A 19,528-nucleotide genomic window follows, 5' to 3' on the forward strand; every position below is an offset into this window, starting at 1 on the left:
TGTTTAATTATTTTAGCTGAATTTTAACCAAAGAGCGATAAGTAAAGCTAGGAGTTACGCATTGACAAAAAATATTGAATATGTATTTCCGTAAAAATCATATTTATCGTAGGGGTTTAGCACTGCTAAACCCCTACCCCACGCTTAATTTATCGGTAAAAGTTGACGTAGAATCTGTCAGGCTGTCTGCACAGGAGAATAGGGAGAATTTGTAGAAAACTACAAACATTTTGAATACTTTAGCTAATTGACAAAAGTTGCTTTATAGAAATTGCGATCGCTCAAGAGCGCGAAAAAGATAGTTTACATTCACCTAACTCCTAATCACATCACCAAAATAACTCCGATACAATTGACAACGCGGCTCGACTTCATTACCCGCAAGCTTTACTAACCCCATACTCTGTAACTGATAAGCTGATATTGTTTCCAATCGCACAGGCTTAGTTGCAGAAATCACTGTTTTAAACGCTGTCATCAGTTTTGGTTCCTGTTGTAAACTCAACCAAAATTCTCTTAAATGATGGCGATAAATACCTGCGTCAGTTCTAGCCTCTGCTAACAATTGCTCAAGAGTGATGTTAGGATAACTTTTGAGGTGAGAAAATGCTTGTTGCAACAAATAAGGATGACCACCTACCAGTTGCATTAAAGGATCTACTAAAGATAAATTATCAGCTAATCCATATTGTTGAGCAAATACCTGAACTTCGTCTTTAGTTAATTCTGGCAGTTCAATGGGTAATCCCACATTAAAAGGAGACTGATTAATATTTAGGCGGATATAAACATCGGTGGAATGTGCGATCGCTAATCGCAACTTTTTCCAGTTTGAGCGGCTTCTGGCTTTCTCATACCAAGAACGCAACAACCCAAAAAAATCTTCATAAACTTCAGGATAAGGAAAAAGTGCATCCACATCATCTAAGTATAAAACTAAAGGACTATCTGCTGCTGCTAAGAGGTATTCTTCTAGATAAGTTGTGCAACTTACCTTAGCACCCATACCTTCTTCATCCCAATATTCATCTAACTGATTAGGTAGCTTCAATTCTCGGCTAAGATTGAGGCAGAACCAGCGTAAAAATTTATTCAGGTGAGTCAGATGAGTTTGCCGATCTGCCATTTCTAAACTTAAACTGACTGTACGATACCCCTGCTTTGCCACTTTAGCTAACACCCGTTCCATGAGGGAAGTTTTACCCATTAGTTTAGGTGCTTTGATCCGAATCAGGGAACCGGGCTGCAACAGAGTTTCATAGCAGAGAAATTCAATGCCAAAACGCTCCACATATAATTCTGAAATCGGTAAGCTGTGTTTAGCTTGAGTTAAATAGGTCTGAGGACGAGCTTCTTTCAGCTTGCTGTGACACTGTTGGCTGTTAGTCGTTATTAATTCTGGGTTTGGTAAGTAATATTCAGATGTAAATTGCCTATCCCAACATTGCTTTTCCCAACGTCGTTTTAAAGCTTCCTTAAAATTACTTTTTTTAACTTTTTCTCCTAGAGCTTCTGTTAATAATTTCCAAAGCTTTGGTGCAATATCTTGACTGATATAACTTGTTGTGTACTGGCTTTTAGCTGCAATTTGGTCATATTCTTCTCGTTGCCAAGCTCCTTTAAGTACAATTATCTCAATATCCGTTAAGGCTCTATTGAACTTTGCCAAAACTGCATAGTTAGCAATTTTAATTGCCTCATCTAAATTAAAAACCATAACGAAGTGGCGTTGATTTGGGTAAACATTGGTATTTTTTAGGAAATTTAAGACTAAGTTACGTATATAATACTACACGGAATTCTATAATATATAAATTTAACTGAATTAAGCTGAATTTTGATGATCCTGAATTTAACTCAATTCTTAATTGATAAAACAAAATATACTCTAAATTTAACAATCCAAATATTCAAAGGACTTTATGAGTAGTTCTTTTGTTAAATCTGCCTTATATTTACCGTTCGCTTTTGTTTATCCGTCTGGCTTGACTGATAAAGCTTTTGCTAATCGTATTAATGATACTTATAACCTTTTAGGTGGTCTAAGAACACTAGGATATAGCCCGATTAGTATCAATTTTGGTGAAAGGACGCTTAACGGCTCTACAGTATGCAATAGCTACACTGCTGATTACAGATTAGAATACGAAACATCCATTAAGATTTTCAATTTAGTGGTCACCAAAAAAGACTGTCCTCACCCTGACCCTTTGTCCGAGCAACGAGAAGCAGAATATTTTGATACTATTACTAAAGTGACTAAATATATACCAATAAACGAATCATATATGATGCTAAGTAACGCCAGCAACCAACAAAGCATCAATTTAATATTTCGCAAATAAAGTTAACTAAGTAATAAGGGCTTGCTGATTTATTATTGCCAAGCGTATCATATACAGCAGTTTTCTTTTGCATGAAGTACAAAGTCACTGGTTTTGAGGCAGGAGGCAGAAGGCAGGAGGCAGGAGGAAGAAGAATAATTTGATTTGTGAATCCTTGGTTCTGTACCTCATTTAGTTGCAAAGTGCTGTATGTTGGGAAATCCAACTATTATTAAATATAGCTTCATAAATTCGGTTGTGAACTTTTAAATAATTTTGTTCTTTAACCAATAACCCAGATAATATCAATTCTCGCTCTTGAGGACTATCAACTGCTTTCACCTTTTCATACTCTAAAACTTGTCTATAGAGTTCTAGCAGTGATTTAGCTTGTTGTTCACCTTTGAGAATGCGATCTTTAATCGTCCTTAAATGCTCTGGTTCGTCTTGAGCTTCCCAATCTTCTATAATATTTGTGCGGATTAAATTTTCAATCCAGACTTTTTCATTTTTTTCGGGAATAGCAGCTGAAGAACTACAAATCATTCGGCAAATTTTTTGAGTTAAAAAAGGTTGGCCATTAGTCCAAAATAAAACTTCTTTAAGTACCGCTTGCGGGTTGCTAACCTTGTCTGAGAACCCGTGCAGCAAAGGTTGAGCTTCGTGAAGTTGGAAGCCATGCAATTGAATTGCTTGACCAATATTAAAAGGCGTGCGGCGATAATCTGTGATTAAATCACTCGGAGTAGCAACTCCCAATAAAACAAAGCACAACCGCTTATACTCTAGATTAATACCGCGCTGATTATAGCAGGAGCGAACTAAGGCAAAGAAATCATTAACTGAGAAATCTAAACCTAAAATACTATCAATTTCATCTAAAAAGATGACTATTTTAGGTGCAGGAGTATTATCTGATAATTTAACTTCATTTAACAGAACTTCTTCAAAAAATCTACTCAATCGCTGTACAGGAGAAAGTTCGATATTTTCTTGCCACCAAGCTTTTAAATTAACCTTACCAAGCAGGTCAAAACCTTGCCACAATTCCACCGCCAATCCCTTGTACCATTGTTCTGGAGTAATGTTTTCACTGCCAATTCGAGTCATATCAATAGCAGCACAGCAAAAACCTTCTTGCTGCAAGTAATGCATCATCCGCACCATCAAACTTGATTTACCCATTTGTCGGGTATTGAGAATATAACAAAAATCTCCACTTCTTAATGCTTTATAAAGATAACGGTCAGCAGAACGCACTACATAAGTAGGAGCATCAATTGGCAAACTACCGCCAACTTGATAATCATAAATTGAATTTTCTTCGGCACTTTTTAGCAGGGCATTTTCAAATTCTAATTTAGCTTGAGTTGCTTTGAGAATTTCCAGAGTTTGTGATAGCTCTTGAGTACGTTGTTCTACTTTTTCTTCTAAGGTTGTGTAAAGGCGAGAATTTTCAATCGAGATAGCAGCTTGACTAGAAAGGATATTTAAGACTTCAACACGCTCTGGTGTAAATGCCCCGGTTGTGAGATTATTTTCTAAATATAAAATACCGCTCAGTTTCCCTTGGTTCAGTAAAGGAGTGCAGAGAATTGATTTAGGTTGAGTAGTGACAATATATGAATCGCGGGTAAATTGTCCCTCCTGAGAGGCATCATTGAGAACTACATTTTCCTGAGTGCGGGCTACATAGTTGATGATAGAGGTTGAGAGTAAGGGAGTCTGGGTAGAGGCATCTGGTGACTCTACTGGGATGGATTGTAGTATGGTAATATCATCAGAATCTATTGCTCCCACTGCTTCAATCACCCAGTTATCATCAGAATGTAGAAGCAAAAAGCCTTTTTGAGCGCCTGCATTCTCAATCACAATTTTCATTAACTTTGCCAGCAACTTACCTAGAACAATTTCTCCTGCTAGGGCTTGAGATGCTTTAATAACTGTTGTTAAATCGAGGATTTCTCCATTACTACCGCTAGTAGAGATAGTTGTGCTGAGGCTTTTAACTTTCCCTTGGTTTGTAATTCCTATAAAATATTCTGGATATTCATCTTCTAATTGTTTGACTTTGGCTTTAGCTCCCCAGCGAGCGTAACAATGATGAGCATTTCTCAGATACAACTGACCTATTTCTTCCCTACCCAGTTCTAAATAAAATTCTGCTGCTCGTTCATAAGCTAAAGCTTCTTCATGGATAAATTCATATTTCTTAGCACCTTGAATAGCTTTTTCATACAATTCTTCTGCTTGCCAATTTTCTCCTAATACTCGTGCTTTCTCAGCTGCAACTAAATCGTATTTATGTTGAAAATTGGCTGGACAATTATTAGCCCATATTTTCATACTCTCCTGATTTTTGTCTACTTGCTCAATAAATTCCTTTTGCTGATTTTTCTCACAAGTATTATAATAGGCAATTAAACTCAAAGAATAGTATAAATTATGCTGTGTAGCAGGTAAAAATACGCCGCAAGCTTTAACATATTTTTCTGCATTAATTGCGTTAGCAGCAGCCTGAATATAATTTTTTAAAAAATAGCAGGAAGTTGTTGTAGCAAAGTATCTGATAAATAACAACCATTCGTTATTATCTTGCGTTAAATCTTCCAAATAGATATTTTCTTTACGTACTAATTCCACTACGATGCTTTGGCATATTTTAATATAATTAAGTGAATATCTTTGCCGCAATTTTAATATTTGTCTGGTATATTTCGTATAGCTATACTCAACATCATCTAAATTATCTCCTCTAAAAAACCGGATAAGGCAATAGTCTATGGCTGTGTAGCTAGCGTATTCATAGTCTCCTGTGTCTATACCTATCTGAAATGCTTTTAGTAATTTTTCTTCTACAATTCTATTTTGAATAGACTCTTTCCAGTGCCATAATGAAAAATAGTAAACATGCGTTACCAAGGCTTCTAATTTAAAAATATTAAATTTTTTAAGTAGTTTTAGAGACAGATTACCAAACTCAAATCCTAAATCAGTATCTCCCCTTAAACATAAAATCATTCCATAAAGAATATATATGCTAGGAGATTGAGGAGGATTTCCATATTGAAGACAGAGATGTACCTGAGTTAATATAACTAAAATAAATAAGGAAAAATTTATGGTAAGCGTAGCAGTATTCATCTGCTGTAGTATTGATACTATGGCAGTATGCTCTAACTCATTCATTAAATGGTAATTAATTAAATCTTCTATATTTATTTGATTTAATAACCAATTTATATCTTTTTGTTTTTGGTTAATTTCTTTTTCTATTTCACTTGCTTCGCTTGGTAAATATATTCCTAATTCTGCTAAAGCTTTTCGTCCAATATCTATGATTTTTTCTGGTTGTAATTGAGCATAGTATGACAAGTTTATAATCTGGTACACTCTTGTTTTTTCGAGACTTTGTTTAGCATATTTGAGAATTATTTTAGACAATTCTTCTACTTGTTCAAATTTTGTAGTTAAAGCAATAGCTTCCAAATATTTTATATATATTTCAATAGTTAATTCATATTCATCTTCCCAGCTATTTAAGGCTAATGCTTTTGCTCCATTTTCTAGATATTTTAAAGCTGATTCATAAGCTGCTGACATTTCTGCTTTTTTTCCAGCCTGACAATTTAATCTAGCTAACTCATTTTTCTCTAGCTGGTCACTAATCAAATCTATTCCTTCATTCAGTTGATTGACGATATTAAAAATGTTTTCTGCCAATTCATTTTGTTGAGTATTTTTCAATAAATGGCGACCTATTTCTAGATGAACTGCTTTTTTATCGTCTTGTTGAATTAAAATATAAGCTGCTTGTTGAACTCTGTCATGTAAAAATTTATAATGTACAAATTTAGGATATTTTGGAATAAAATTAGAGGATATATTGGCAGTAGTATTTAAAAGTTCTTCCTGACTCCATAGCAAGGGTACTTTGTAATCATTACTTAAGGGAATAATCAATCCTTCTTTGAGTGCAGGCTGTAATTCTTGAGAAGTAAGTGTTTGAGATTTTTTATTGACAATGGAAAGAACTTCTAAAGTAAATTTATTTCCTATACAAGCAGCTAATTTTAAAACGTTCTGGGTATTATAGTCTAGGTTTTCAATTTTTCTAACCATCAAATCAACTACATTATCAGTTATTCCTACTTGTTGAATTTGCTGAATATCCCACTGCCAAAAACCTCGGCTATGTTCTCCTTGATTAATAGGAGCTTGAGGAACGTTAAATACCAAGAGTTTTTCTTTGTATAATGTACGGAGTAATTGAGTAATAAAGAAAGAATTACCAGCAGTTTTTTTAGTCACTAACTCTGCTAAAGATTGTATATATTCCCTGGAGCAATTTAAAGTATCAGCAATTAATTGTTTAACATCGCTGATTCCCAAAGCTTGAAGCATGATTTGATTAACTGTAGTTTCAGATTTTTTAATTTGTTCTAATGTTTGCATTAAAGGGTGGGTAGGACTGACTTCATTATCTCGGTAAGCTCCTATAATTAATAAATATTGGCTGTCAGCATTGGTAATTAATTTTTCAAGTAAATTCAAAGATGATAAATCTGCCCATTGTAAGTCATCGAAAAAGATAGCTAAAGGGTGTTCCTTTTGACTGAAAATTTGAATAAATCTAGCAAAGAATGAGTTAAAGCGGTTTTGCGCTTCATTTGCTCCTAGTTGCTCAACAGATGGCTGTTTACCTATAATCTTTTCTAAGTCAGGAATGACATCAATAATTATTTGACCATTATTTCCTAAAGCTGCTAATATTTTATCTTTCCAATTTTGTAGAATTATTTCCGGTTCACTCAAAAGTTGGCGGATTAAACCTTGAAAAGCTTGCGTGATTGCTGTGTAAGGAATATCTCGCTGTAACTGGTCAAATTTGCCATTAATAAAATATCCTCTTTGTTGCGTAATGGGTTTATGAATTTCATTGACTAAGGCAGATTTACCGATACCTGAATAACCAGTAACCAGAATTATTTCCGATTTACCTTGGCTGACTCGCTCAAAAGTGGTTAATAGTTGATTAATTTCCTGCTCTCGTCCATAGAGTTTTTGAGTAATATAAAACTTATCAGCAATATCTTGATTACCTAAAGAAAAATGAGCAATTTTGCCTGTAGTTTTTAATTGCTGAAGACAGGTTTCTAAATCGGCTTTAATTCCCCATGCACTTTGATATCTTTCCTCTGGGGTTTTAGCCAATAATTTCATGACAATATTAGATATTGGCACAGGAATAGAAGAAATTAGTTCATGAGGTCTTTGCGGTTGTTGTGCGATATGAGAATGAACTAATTCAATTGGGTTATCAGTTACAAAGGGCAGTTGATGAGTTAACAGTTCATAAAAAGTAACACCTAGAGAGTAAAAATCAACACGATAATCTATTGATCTGTTCATTCTACCAGTTTGCTCTGGAGCGATATAAGCTAAAGTTCCTTCTAATTGATTAATGTTGTCAACTGTCTGATTTTCTTGAAATAAACGGGTAGAAATCCCAAAATCAATTATTTTAAGTTGTTCAGTTTTTGGGTTATAGACAATATTAGAAGGATTAATGTCTTTATGGATAATGTTAGCAGTATGAATAGCTGCCAAACTCTCAGTAATTTTGATAGCGATAGTTAGAAATTCTTCTAAGGTAAATTGATGTTTGGATGTTAATATCTTTAAAGATTGACCCCCAAAATCTTCCAATACTATTACTAAACTATTTTGATATCGAAGTAAGTTATAGGTTTTAATAATATTATTATCGTTCAATAAACTAATGATTTCATATTCTTGTTTATATCGAGTTAATTCTGAAGGAGTAGGGTAATTATCTTTAAGGATTTTTAGAATAATTTGTTGATTATTGAGCTTAAAAATGCCTCGATAAACTAGTGAATTAGCACTTTCATATATTTTTTCATTTGTCTGATATTCTGCTATATTAACCATAAATTTTGTAGCCATCCATTTTTTTATGCACTTGATTTGATCATATTTAAAATTTTAATTATCCTCTAGATAGATAACCTTTATCATTAGAGTTCATTTTCTGGTAAATTTCTGTAATTGTAGTTGTTAAAACTTGATATTTTTCTTCTATATATGTTGTCATTACTTGTGATGTCCACGTATCACAGTTTTTACATATATGTGTATTTTCTAACTGATTAAGTATTAAATTTTGTCTCAGTCTGTTAAATAAATCTCCACACCAAATATTTTCTAGTGTTTGTTCATTATAATTTCCTAAACTTTCGATATTTTGTTCAAACCCAAGTCTAAACAAGGTTTCAATACAGTAGTATATTGCGCCATCAGGTAAAACTACAATTTCAGTGAAAGGGAACAAACAAGGCCAACGTCCATCCGCTTTTTGTTTGTAATATTGTAAAGAACTATTGCCAATTTCGTTCATGGTTTTAAGACGCATATTACTTTCTTTATACTCGGCAAGGTTCAATATAAAAATACTATTTATTTTTGATAACCAATACTCTCGAAACTGTTCTTCTTCTTCAAGAGATACATTTTTATTTCTCACAAAAGATGTTCTAATTTCACAGTTAATATTCAATTTATCTCTGAGTTGAATAAAATTAATAACATTAGATATAACTCTGTTAAAATCGGCTCCCCGAACTTTTCGATAAGTATCTGGAGTAGCAGCATCAATACTAATATCAATACTTGTTAAACCAGCTTCTAATAATGCTTGAGAACAAGTTTTATCTAATAATTGTCCATTGGTTGTGATATGGACTCTGGGAACTCCTTGCTGTTTACAGAGTTGGACAAACTCTACAATTTTAGGATGAAGTATTGGTTCTTCAATACTACCAACTAAGATGCCAATTTTTGCTTCTCCACACTCTTTAGCTAGTTTCTGCATCATCTGCCAAGACATTGCTTTGTTACCTTTGAAGAAGTCTGTGCTATGGGTGGGTTTTATCACAGCACTATGGTAAGGACACATGACGCATTTGAGATTACAAGTATTCCCGACAATTACTCTAACATATGAGGGTTTAACTGCTACTCCATAATAGTTAGCAAAGTAATGTATTTGCTCATCAATATCAGTTTGAGAAATGAGAGTATAAGATATTTTAGTAAATAAATTTTCTTGAGTTTGAAGTTCAATTTTTTGGCGTAATTGATGCCAAATATGACTTAATTCTTGCGGATATAAATATGCCAGTATGGGATAGGAGGGTAAACCTAATTCTGATGCTACTGGCAGGATAGGTTGAAAAGCTATTATTTGCTTTTTTGCGTTTGCTGTTATTAACAGTTTTTCTATACTTTTTGGATGTAAGGGAACATTGTGAGCGGGAATTTCAAGTATCATTTCTGGTATTGCCCAATCACAATTTCTTTGATTTGGTAAAAGTTGCTGAGGGTCTTTAATAATCATAATTTTTTATATTAGATAATTTTAATACTTGTTAAGTCTTATTTTATCAAGAAGTACAAAAGTTTTTTTTTACAGACTGTTTCAATAAGTCAGATGGTAAGTCTTTGAGGGGCAATAATCACTAAATATTACCCCTATTCGTTATTAAACTTATCGCAGTTCCTGTTTGAGTTAAGTACAATCTAACCCTTGATTTATAAGCTTTACAGGCTTTCATGTACTAGGGAAACGCGGTAACAAGCTTAATACTCAAAATTACAACACCTTGATTATTTCATTTAAGTGCAGGTTGTAGGAATATAAGGGTTTGGTGAACAGTACGGAGGTATATTAAAAGGTTGCTCTATCCATTCTGCCAATTCTCCTGTAGTGAGTGGTGCCGTTTTATCACATTCGCTATCTGAAATTATAGGACGTGGAGGATAGGGAATGTGGCAAACCAACGTCTGCTTGTCATTGCGATCAACATCCAAAATACAACCTTCAAAAGCATTATATATGACTTTCGTACCCCAATATTCCCTATATGATGGGTTGAATATGGGAAGAAAGCCTTCTCGATCTCCAAAGGCTTCCGATAGTAACTCATATGCTTTCTGATATTCTCTCTCACCACTCTCGTGAGCAAATAACAGGTAATAGATTTTATCATGATTATCACCGTCTATATGAGTGTCTGTGAAGTATTTACTTAACTCTTTCGCAATTTCACTATTTTGATTCAGCCATATATAAGCAATAACTTGAGAAAGTTTTTTGCTCATTTGCAATAGTTCTTTTACTGGTATTATTTCGATGTTGTTCTCGTTCTCATGTATCTCTCTACACTTTGACACAAAATTTCTGCCTCCAAACATGATGATTCTCCTTTTATGATTTAGTAAATGTTATCGATAAAAATGGAAAGATTTATTTTTGGATAAATACCAAACAGTTTAATTAATGTTTGATAATTACAAACAAATCTTAATTTATGTACAGTAATAGAATCGAGTCGGATTATCCCAAACGATCTTCTGCACTGTTTCTGGAGATAACTTCGCTTCAAGCTCGACAACGGTTTTCACGATGTCCGGTTTATGATCCATGTGAGGATAATCAGAGCCGAAAATTAAGTTATCATCACCGATATACTCGATAATTTGAGCTAGATAAGGTTCAGATGGTTCAATAGACACAAAACACTGACGACGGAAATACTCCGATGGAGGTATTTTTACATGATTTTTAACCTCCCACTGTAAATTTTTATATTCTTCATCCATTCTCCAGAGCCAATAAGGAAGCCAACCACAACCAGACTCTAGAAACCCTACCTTTAGCTGAGGATGACGTTCTAACACCCCTCCTTCAATTAAGGCCAACAAGGCCATCATCTGTTCCATAGGGTGGGAACAAGCGTGTAGGGCAAAACGAGTATTAAACCTATCTGCACCTGTAGTTGGTAAGCGGCTATGGGTTCCTTCATGAATTCCTACAGCTATGCCTAACTCCTCGCAGACTGTCCAAAATGGCTCATAGGCAGGATCACTCAAGAGTCGCCCTTTAACGGGGTTAGGACGTAAAAACACCGCCTTCCAGCCAAAATCAGCTATACGATATAATTCTGATACCATTTGCTCTGGTGCATGAAGATTAATCGCTCCTACTCCTTTCAATTTGTCTGGAGCATAGCTACAAAATTCTTCGTATAACCACGTATTGTAAGCATGGGTAAACGCTCCCACCACTTCGGCGGGCATGGTATCAATGGCAAAGAGCCACAATCCGTAAGTTGGATAAATAAACGCTATATCGACCCCCATCTGCACCATTGCTTGGAGGTGAGATTCTGGATCGTAGCGATGAAGATAAGCATGGGGATGAGCCTGCATCATCTCTTGATTGCCCATTTCTCGCACTTGTAGAGATATCTTTTCTACAATATCTTCCCCGTGAATTTTCATGTCTGGGGAGGGTGCAAAATGCTTAAATTCCGGGGCTAGGTACTTAGCCCATATCTGCGGCGGCTCAATCACATGGGAATCAGCATCAATAATTTTATATCCGTGCAGCATAAAACCTGGAAAATTTCAGACAGTTATCAGTATAAATTATCCTGTTTAAAACTTTGAGCAAACATCATTCATATTGCTACCTGTCAAAGCTTTCTCTACAGTTTACTATGCGAACAGAGAATTAAAAATTTGAGGTTATTTAAATAAATAGACAAAATTAATTACACAAAATCTAGGCTGAAATCTTTGGATGATAAAGAATTGATAGAAATCATGTAATTAATTCTGTCCTAATACAAGTACAGCAATCTTAAATGAAAAATGAAAGGTGAACAAACTTTAGGAATAGCTTCTACGAGTTAGTATGCCTAAGGCACGCAAGCTATTAGAAGTTTAACCGGACTACTATAGTATCTTTGGTTTTTCACCTCAAGAGTTGAGTTAAAATCAGGACTATTAAAAATTAACTAAATTCAGTTTACTTAAGTTAAATTCAGTTTAATTCAGTTTAATTCAGGTATGGCAGATGCCAAAAGCCTCCGAGTTGTAAAGTTTAGGGAACACAAAAAAATAAATTACCCAAAAATTGTAGGGTGGGTTACGCAGCATAACCCACCATTATCCCTTAAATTTATGGTGGGTTACGGACTTTAGTCCTAACCCACCCTACAGGAGATTTTTTTATTTGGAAGTCTCTATTCTCGAAGACCGACAATGCTTTCTCAGGTTAAACTACATCCACATCGGATAAGGGTTGAGTTGGTCTTCTGTCAAAGACTCTTTCAACCAACCCATTTTGAGAGGAATTTCATAAAGCCGTCCTGTACCTAAGCGTTTCCACATATGTCGCATTCCTGGCACAATTACCTTAGCTACTCTCAGCCCAATATCGGCACGAGTCTGATCTAGAACTAGCATTTCCAGATCATTTTTTTCAACTATTTGTTGACAAAGCCTAATATCTTCGAGAAGATCATCACTGGCTAGTTGCGGATAATCTGCACAGACTTTCGGGACACTGAGAGTATCAGGAAGGAGATAAGGTTGATTTGCTACAGTCGCAGATTTCCACCATTCTATTGCTAAGGGATCAGCCGATGGGGGATATTGGGTAGTTCCATCTGCTTGAGCCGATAAAACGTTAGGTAGTATTTGGTTAACTTCTGTTAAAGCTCGACTAATGGCAATCTGAGGGTCAAAATGGGTTCCATAGCCTAAGATAACATCTTCTGTTTCTTGATCTGTGCGGCGACTAATTGCAGCGAAAGCTGGAATATTGAGGTCACTAGTAATATCTAAAACCCATAATTCTCTGTTAATGGCTTGGTAATATTTCTTGAGTTCTTGAAAATAAGGCTCGTTGAAACTATCTAAATCTACTTGAGGTTTTTGTAGACGGTTATACCACCACAAGGCTACACAATCACGCTCAACTAATTCCATAAATCCTTGGAGAATAGCTTCTTCGAGGGTATTACCTGCCGCACATCCATTGGAGTCTGCCCAACAGTCAGGTTTATGGGGTTGAGAATAGCCATAATAGCAATAAGCTGTTGGCAGATATTTGAATTCTTGATGGGTTAAAGACCAAACTGGTGTCCAGTCGATTTCTTTTTCTATATCAAATGGTTCAGGGATTTTTTGAAACCAACCTTTACTTTTGGCATTCCATTGTTCCCGATTCTGGTATTGCTGTTCGCTGAAATTCATACAGACATTGGGATGAATAGCTGTATTTCCCAATTGTTGATAACTGCCTTTGTGTCTAATTTCATCTCCCTGAAATACTCCAGAATACCTTTCAATACCTTCACAGAAACCGCTCACTCTGGCTTGAATGTCAGTCTTCCCTTTTCCTGCACTTCTACCGCCGATGTTTTGACGTAAACTGTCTAAATCGTCAAAGATACTGAGAAAATGATGCTTGGCTAAATAAGTATGAGTTAACCCATTTCCTGGTAGTTTTTGTAGTTCTCGGATAATGCCCGTAATAGGACTAATATGATGTTGATATTTTCTGAAAGTTTCTTGGGGTGAACAATAACGATGTCCTCCGTCTGCGGTGAAATTTTTCTTACGGTGTCCTAGAACAATGGGTAGGGGTTTGTTGTTCAATCCATTGGCTATCTCTGCACAGCTAGAACATTGGGGACGCTTAATGAGGATATGGTTTTGGGTTTGGAGAGTCAGCGTATCATAGGTGAATAAAGTCCCTTCTAATTGTTGATTTCCACCTTGGATAATCCACTTAAAAACCTCTGTAGCTACCATTCCTAATGCTGTTTGCACTGTAGAAGTGAGAAACCCTAGAGGAGGGGAAAATGAGGGGGAATTCTTCTTATGTCTTTGGATAAAACTTTGGACTGGTTGATTGTCTCGTAAACGGTGTGCTAGACATTCCCAGCACCCGGTTTTGTGGGGAGAAAATATCGGTCCCATCCAGGTAATTGTTCCTAAGGGATTAACTAGCATCCAAGGAGATTGTGACTTTAATGCTTGTTGATTAAATTCTTCTAGCTGAGGGTGGAGGTAGTTGTCAGTTAAGACTACTGTGAAATCTCCTGTATCAGCTACTTGAATATGCAGAGATTTGAGGATGGCTATGAAGTCGTCGCTAGGAAGAGAACCTATGGCTTTGACTGCGACTGTGGCTGATTGTAATCGTTGAGCAGCGACTGTGGGAGTAATGTTGAGATGATGACAGAAGATGGCTAGGTGGGAGGGTAGTGAGTCATCTTGTTCTACCAGATAGCCCTGTTGTTCCATTTGAAATAGGGCATATTGGGTCTTGATAGTGACATTGAGAGCATTTTGGAAAAAGTCGGTTGTTTCTTGATCAGTTGGTTGTTGTTGCAGTAGTTCGAGTTGGATTATGTCGATAATTTCGTCTATGCTAAGATGAGCATCTCGTACTAAAGAAGCTATGCGACAGGAAAAGCGATCGCTCAACCAAACTGCTTCTCTCTCGGATAAGAGAAATACCTGGTCTGGTTCTATGGTTTCAACGGAGTAACAAGGCTGGAAATCGGGTTTATTGATCATCTTCTATATTTGTATTAATTAAAGTGTAATTTATTTGGTTCACTAAAATTTAACGGTACTGCAAGGGTTTGAGACCTACAAAATCCAGAGGGTTTAATTGGTATAAAAATTTGTGACAGTTGCGTAAGTCTGTAAGAATTCAGGAGTCAGGAGACGCTACGCAGACCTCCGGTTCAGGAGACGCTTCGCAGACCTTTGGTTCAGAATGCTTATGAAATGAAGAATAGAGAGAAGCAAGATTTTATCAAAATCATTAAATTTGACTCGAAAAGTCTTTATTCTCCTAACTTGGAGTATTCTCTATCCTGAATACTTACGTAAGTCTTAACTATATATATAAACTTATTTTAACCTTTTATTTTACTGAATTTATTTTTACCTTAATCTTTCAATGAAATTATTGTGATTGCTAGTTGAATTTCTTCATACTAACTTCGATGAATTTGAATTAAAAATCTCATTTTTTAAACTCAAATTTAGCGGATTTGAATTTAATTTTTAATCACCGCAGAGATGTAAAGAGAAATTCAATAATGCGTAAAACACAAAAAGCAAGAAGAGAAATACTAAATATATGGTTTCCCAAGTAGAGTTAATCGGTTTTGCTTCTTTACCTGCTGATACCTTTGCTGAGGGTCCTGATTCGGGAAATGGGATCTCTGGAAATGGTAGAACTGGACCCTTTCCCGGACAGCCAATCCAAGGTTTTAGCGGCGTACAATTCGCTAAAAATAATACTTTGTATTTCCTATCAGATAATGGTTATGGAAGCAAAGATAATAGTGCCGATTATTTGCTGCGTATCCATCGTGTAGATCCCAATTTTAAGGGAACAGAAAATGGTGATGGTACTGTTAATACTTTAGATTTCATTCAATTGTCTGACCCTAATAACAAAGTTCCTTTCACAATTGTGAATGAGGGAACTAGCGCAAGATTATTAACTGGTGCAGATTTTGATATTGAATCTTTTGTAATTGCGGAAGATGGTTCAATCTGGATTGGTGACGAATTTGGGCCTTATCTATTACATTTTGATGCTAGTGGTAAGCTGTTAGATGCACCTATTCCTACACCTAACACAGTCACACTAAATACCTTAAATGGTGAAGCGCCAATTGTGATTGGACACCGGGGTGCTAGTGGTGAACTTCCAGAACATACCCTGGGATCTTATAAGTTAGCAATTGAAAGAGGTGCAGACTTCATTGAACCAGATTTGGTTTCTACTAAAGATGGTGTGCTAATTGCGCGTCATGAACCAATGCTAGATGATACTACCAACGTAGCAGAAGTTTTTGGTGCAGACCGTAAATCTACGAAAATGCTGGATGGTGTAGAAGTCACTGCATACTTTGCTTCTGATTTTACTCTGGCAGAAATCAAAACCCTGCGGGCAAAAATGCCCCAAAATTTCCGCACTCAAGTGTTTAATGATTTGTATGAAATTCCTACTTTGGCGGAAATCATTGATTTAGTTAAACAGGTAGAACTAGATACAGGTCGCAAAATTGGTATTTATCCAGAAACTAAACATCCAACTTTTCACGATAATCTTGATTTATCTTTAGAAGAACCGCTGTTAGCAACTCTGGAAGCAGCAGATTTCACAGATCCTAGTCGGATATTTATTCAATCTTTTGAAGTTGCTAACCTCAAAGAACTAAATGAGATAACTGATATTCCTCTGGTTCAGTTGTTGGATGCTTATGATGTGAATCTTGATGGTTCTCTGCAAGAAGTTCAACCCTACGATTTCGTGGTTAGTGGTGACAACCGCGATTATGCAGACTTGCGGACAGTTGCAGGGTTAGAGGAAATTGCTACCTATGCGGATGGTATTGGCCCCTGGAAACGAATGATTGTTTCTGTTAAGGGTGTGGATGCTAATAACGATGGTTTAGCGGATGATGTCAATGGTGATGGTGCAGTTAACGATGCTGATAAAACTCTGACTGCTCCTACTACTTTAGTCCAAGATGCCCATGATGCGGGTTTGCTGGTACATCCCTACACTTTCCGCAATGAAGGACGTTATTTAGCCTCAGATTATAATGGCAATCCACAGGAAGAATTTAAACAGTTTATCAATTTAGGTGTTGATGGATATTTTACCGATTTTCCCGGTACAGGTGACTTAGCACGCGATCGCATTACCGCAGAATTTGTAAGATCGCCCCAAAACCCCGATGTTCTTGCTAAAACCGAGTTTAATACCTTAGATGGTAATGCACCTTTAGTAATCGGCCACAGAGGTGCAAGTGGTTCACGTCCAGAACACACTCTAGCAGCTTACAAATTAGCGATCGCAGATGGGGCTGATTTTATTGAACCTGATTTGGTAGCTACCAAAGACGGAATTTTAATCGCCCGTCACGAAAACGCCTTAGCAATTCTCAATGCTGATGGTACAATCAACCGCACAGATACCAGCACAGATATTGCTACCCGTCCAGAATTTGCAGACCGTAAAACCACCAAAGTTGTTGATGGTCGCACCATTATCGGTTGGTTTACCGAAGACTTGACTTTAGCAGAAATTAAAACCCTCAAAGCGATCGAACGTCTACCAGATCTGCGGGGAACAGAATATGATAACGACAACTTAGAAGTTCCCACTCTGCAAGAAATCATTGAATTAGTCAAACAGGTAGAAACAGAAACAGGTCGCAAAATTGGTATTTATCCAGAAACCAAACACCCCACCTACTTTGCAACTGAAGGTACACGCCTAGATGGTACTACCAAAATCAACACCAATTTAGGACAGTTACTAGTTGACACCTTAGTTGCTAATAACTTCACCGATCCAACGCGGGTATTTATTCAATCTTTTGAAGTAGGCAATCTCCAAGAACTCAATAATGTTCTTATGCCTGCGAAGAATATTGACATCCCACTAATTCAATTATATGGCGGAGCCACACAAAAGCCCTATGATTTCGTAGTTAGTGGAGATTCTCGCACCTATGGAGATCTTACCACCCCAGCAGAACTAGCTAAAATTGCCGAATATGCCTCTGGTATTGGTCCCAGCAAGCGTTTAATTATTCCTGCTAACACCGTAGATAACAATGGTGATGGTCAACCAGATGACCTGAATGGGGATGGAACAATTAACGAAGCTGATAGAGTTCTTGGTACTCCCACAACTCTAGTCCAAGATGCCCATAATGCCGAATTGCTTGTCCACCCTTACACCTTCCGTAACGAAGATGTTTTCCTCGCATCAGACTACAACGGAGATCCCAAAAAGGAATATGAACAGTTTATTGAACTAGGAATTGACGGTTACTTTACCGACTTCCCCAGTACAGGAGATTTGGTGCGTGACCAATTTGTAGGTGAAGCTGTTGTTTCCAATCTTGGTGGTTCAAAAGGTTTTGAAGGTATGGCTATTAGTCCCGACCAAAAAACCTTGTATCCTTTACTGGAAGGAACAGTTTTCGGTGATCCCGCAGGTTCACTACGAATCTATAAATTTGATGTCGCTTCTCAGGAATTCCAGGGTTTACAAGGCTTCTACAAGTTGGAAAACCCCAGCTATGCTATTGGTGATTTCACAGTCATTAATAATAATGAGTATTTAGTGATTGAGCGGGATAATGGTCAGGGAAGCACTGCTGAATTTAAGAAAGTCTACAAAGTTGATTTGTCCAAAAAAGATGCTAACGGCTTTGTAGAAAAAGTAGAAGTAGCTGACCTTCTGAATATCCAAGACCCCAACGACCTCAATGGAGATGGACAAACAACCTTTGACTTCCCATTTGTGACGATTGAAAATGTTTTGGTTGTTGACAAAGATACCATTTTAGTTGCCAATGATAACAACTATCCCTTCTCAATCGGTCGTCCGGGTAATGATCCACAAAATCCAGTCATTGACAACAACGAAATCATTCTGCTCAAATTAGATCAGCCCCTTAACCTTGCACCTGGTATAGGTCAAGAGACCAATAACCTAGTTACAGGAACACCGGGTAAAGATGACCTAGTAGCTGGAGTTGACTTTGATGGAGTCAATGACACAGTGTTCTCTGGTGCAGAGAACGATACAGTAGATGTTCCTTTTGGCGGCAGTTTAGCTGGTAACAATCGCATCTTTACAGGTAGTGGTGAGGATAAAATTTTTGCTGCTGATGGCGATGACGCTTTTAGTAGCAGTGGAAATGACAAATTCTATGCTGTTGATGCCAGTGGCTACCGTTTCTCTGGTGGTGTAGGTAATGATGAATTCTACTTAGGTGCAGATGGTCGCGCCCTAGGTGGTGTAGGTAATGATAAATTCTACGTTGTTGAAGGTGGTGGTAATTTACTCTCTGGTGGTGCAGGTGCTGACCAATTCTGGATTCTCAACGGTGATTTACCCAGTGCTGCTAACACCGTTGTTGACTTTGAAATCGGTACTGATGTGTTAGGTATTGCTGGTCAAGGTGCAGGTTTTGACTTTGCAGACTTGACCCTGAGTGGTAACAGTATTGCCGTTGGTGACAAAACTATTGCTATTCTCACAGGAGTGAATACCACTAGTTTGACTGCTGCTAATTTCGTTTTTGAATCATAAATTAGTGTAGGCAAATAAAAAGAGGATATTAAAAGCGATCGCATTGTAGATGAAGTGCGATCGCTTTCTTGATGCTGATTATTTTTAATAAAATAGTTCTTCCTTATCAAGATAAGGATAACACATATAAAACTCCATGTCAACACTTCTCTTCCTCTCTCAGCGTTAAATTGATTGTCTG

General features: G+C 36.6%; 8 protein-coding genes. 2 read left to right on the plus strand and 6 right to left on the minus strand.

All coding sequences use genetic code 11. The features are described 5' to 3' along the window. Positions 1–313: 313 nt before the first annotated feature. A complete protein-coding gene (locus H6G59_RS18630; RefSeq protein ID WP_190717025.1) occupies positions 314–1,717 on the minus strand; it encodes an AAA-like domain-containing protein in 1,404 nt (467 codons plus the stop codon). 205 nt (positions 1,718–1,922) lie between these two features. Here H6G59_RS18630 and H6G59_RS18635 point away from each other — a divergent pair, with 205 nt between their 5' ends. After that, positions 1,923–2,345: an META domain-containing protein gene (locus H6G59_RS18635; protein WP_190717027.1), complete on the plus strand. Its 423-nt coding sequence runs from the start codon at positions 1,923–1,925 to the stop codon at positions 2,343–2,345. A gap of 171 nt (positions 2,346–2,516) precedes the next feature. On the opposite strand, the gene H6G59_RS18640 is transcribed toward H6G59_RS18635, so the two are convergent. The 5 genes from H6G59_RS18640 to H6G59_RS18660 form a co-directional block, all read right to left on the minus strand. Beyond that, positions 2,517–8,279 carry an AAA family ATPase gene (locus H6G59_RS18640; RefSeq protein WP_190717029.1) on the minus strand — a complete coding sequence of 1,921 codons (5,763 nt, stop codon included), beginning with the start codon at positions 8,277–8,279 and terminating at the stop codon, positions 2,517–2,519. A 58-nt stretch (positions 8,280–8,337) separates the two neighbouring features. Continuing rightward, the gene (locus H6G59_RS18645) at positions 8,338–9,744 is read right to left on the minus strand and encodes a radical SAM/SPASM domain-containing protein (protein WP_190717031.1); all 1,407 of its coding nucleotides are present in this window, start codon (positions 9,742–9,744) and stop codon (positions 8,338–8,340) included. A gap of 278 nt (positions 9,745–10,022) precedes the next feature. After that, complete coding sequence (locus H6G59_RS18650) at positions 10,023–10,508, minus strand: hypothetical protein (RefSeq protein WP_190717033.1); 486 nt, start codon at positions 10,506–10,508, stop codon at positions 10,023–10,025. A gap of 207 nt (positions 10,509–10,715) precedes the next feature. After that, a complete protein-coding gene (locus H6G59_RS18655; RefSeq protein ID WP_190717035.1) occupies positions 10,716–11,801 on the minus strand; it encodes an amidohydrolase family protein in 1,086 nt (361 codons plus the stop codon). 672 nt (positions 11,802–12,473) lie between these two features. After that, positions 12,474–14,783: a TOMM precursor leader peptide-binding protein gene (locus H6G59_RS18660; RefSeq protein WP_190717038.1), complete on the minus strand. Its 2,310-nt coding sequence runs from the start codon at positions 14,781–14,783 to the stop codon at positions 12,474–12,476. A 595-nt stretch (positions 14,784–15,378) separates the two neighbouring features. Between H6G59_RS18660 and H6G59_RS18665 the strand changes: the two genes are divergently transcribed. Further along, entirely contained in the window at positions 15,379–19,347 is a 3,969-nt protein-coding gene (locus H6G59_RS18665) for a glycerophosphodiester phosphodiesterase family protein (RefSeq protein ID WP_339327977.1), read from the plus strand. Positions 19,348–19,528: the final 181 nt, after the last annotated feature.

The organism is Anabaena lutea FACHB-196 (assembly GCF_014698305.1).
In the GTDB taxonomy this organism is placed as follows: Bacteria; Cyanobacteriota; Cyanobacteriia; order Cyanobacteriales; family Nostocaceae; genus Anabaena; species Anabaena lutea.

What these genes read in the sequence shown, in the direction of transcription:
- H6G59_RS18660 (WP_190717038.1), bottom strand. Translation starts at nt 14,783, where the DNA reads ATGATCAATAAACCCGATTTCCAGCCTTGTTACTCCGTTGAAACCATA.
- H6G59_RS18640 (WP_190717029.1), bottom strand. Translation starts at nt 8,279, where the DNA reads ATGGTTAATATAGCAGAATATCAGACAAATGAAAAAATATATGAAAGT.
- H6G59_RS18630 (WP_190717025.1), bottom strand. Translation starts at nt 1,717, where the DNA reads ATGGTTTTTAATTTAGATGAGGCAATTAAAATTGCTAACTATGCAGTT.
- H6G59_RS18650 (WP_190717033.1), bottom strand. Translation starts at nt 10,508, where the DNA reads ATGAGCAAAAAACTTTCTCAAGTTATTGCTTATATATGGCTGAATCAA.
- H6G59_RS18645 (WP_190717031.1), bottom strand. Translation starts at nt 9,744, where the DNA reads ATGATTATTAAAGACCCTCAGCAACTTTTACCAAATCAAAGAAATTGT.
- H6G59_RS18635 (WP_190717027.1), top strand. Translation starts at nt 1,923, where the DNA reads ATGAGTAGTTCTTTTGTTAAATCTGCCTTATATTTACCGTTCGCTTTT.
- H6G59_RS18655 (WP_190717035.1), bottom strand. Translation starts at nt 11,801, where the DNA reads ATGCTGCACGGATATAAAATTATTGATGCTGATTCCCATGTGATTGAG.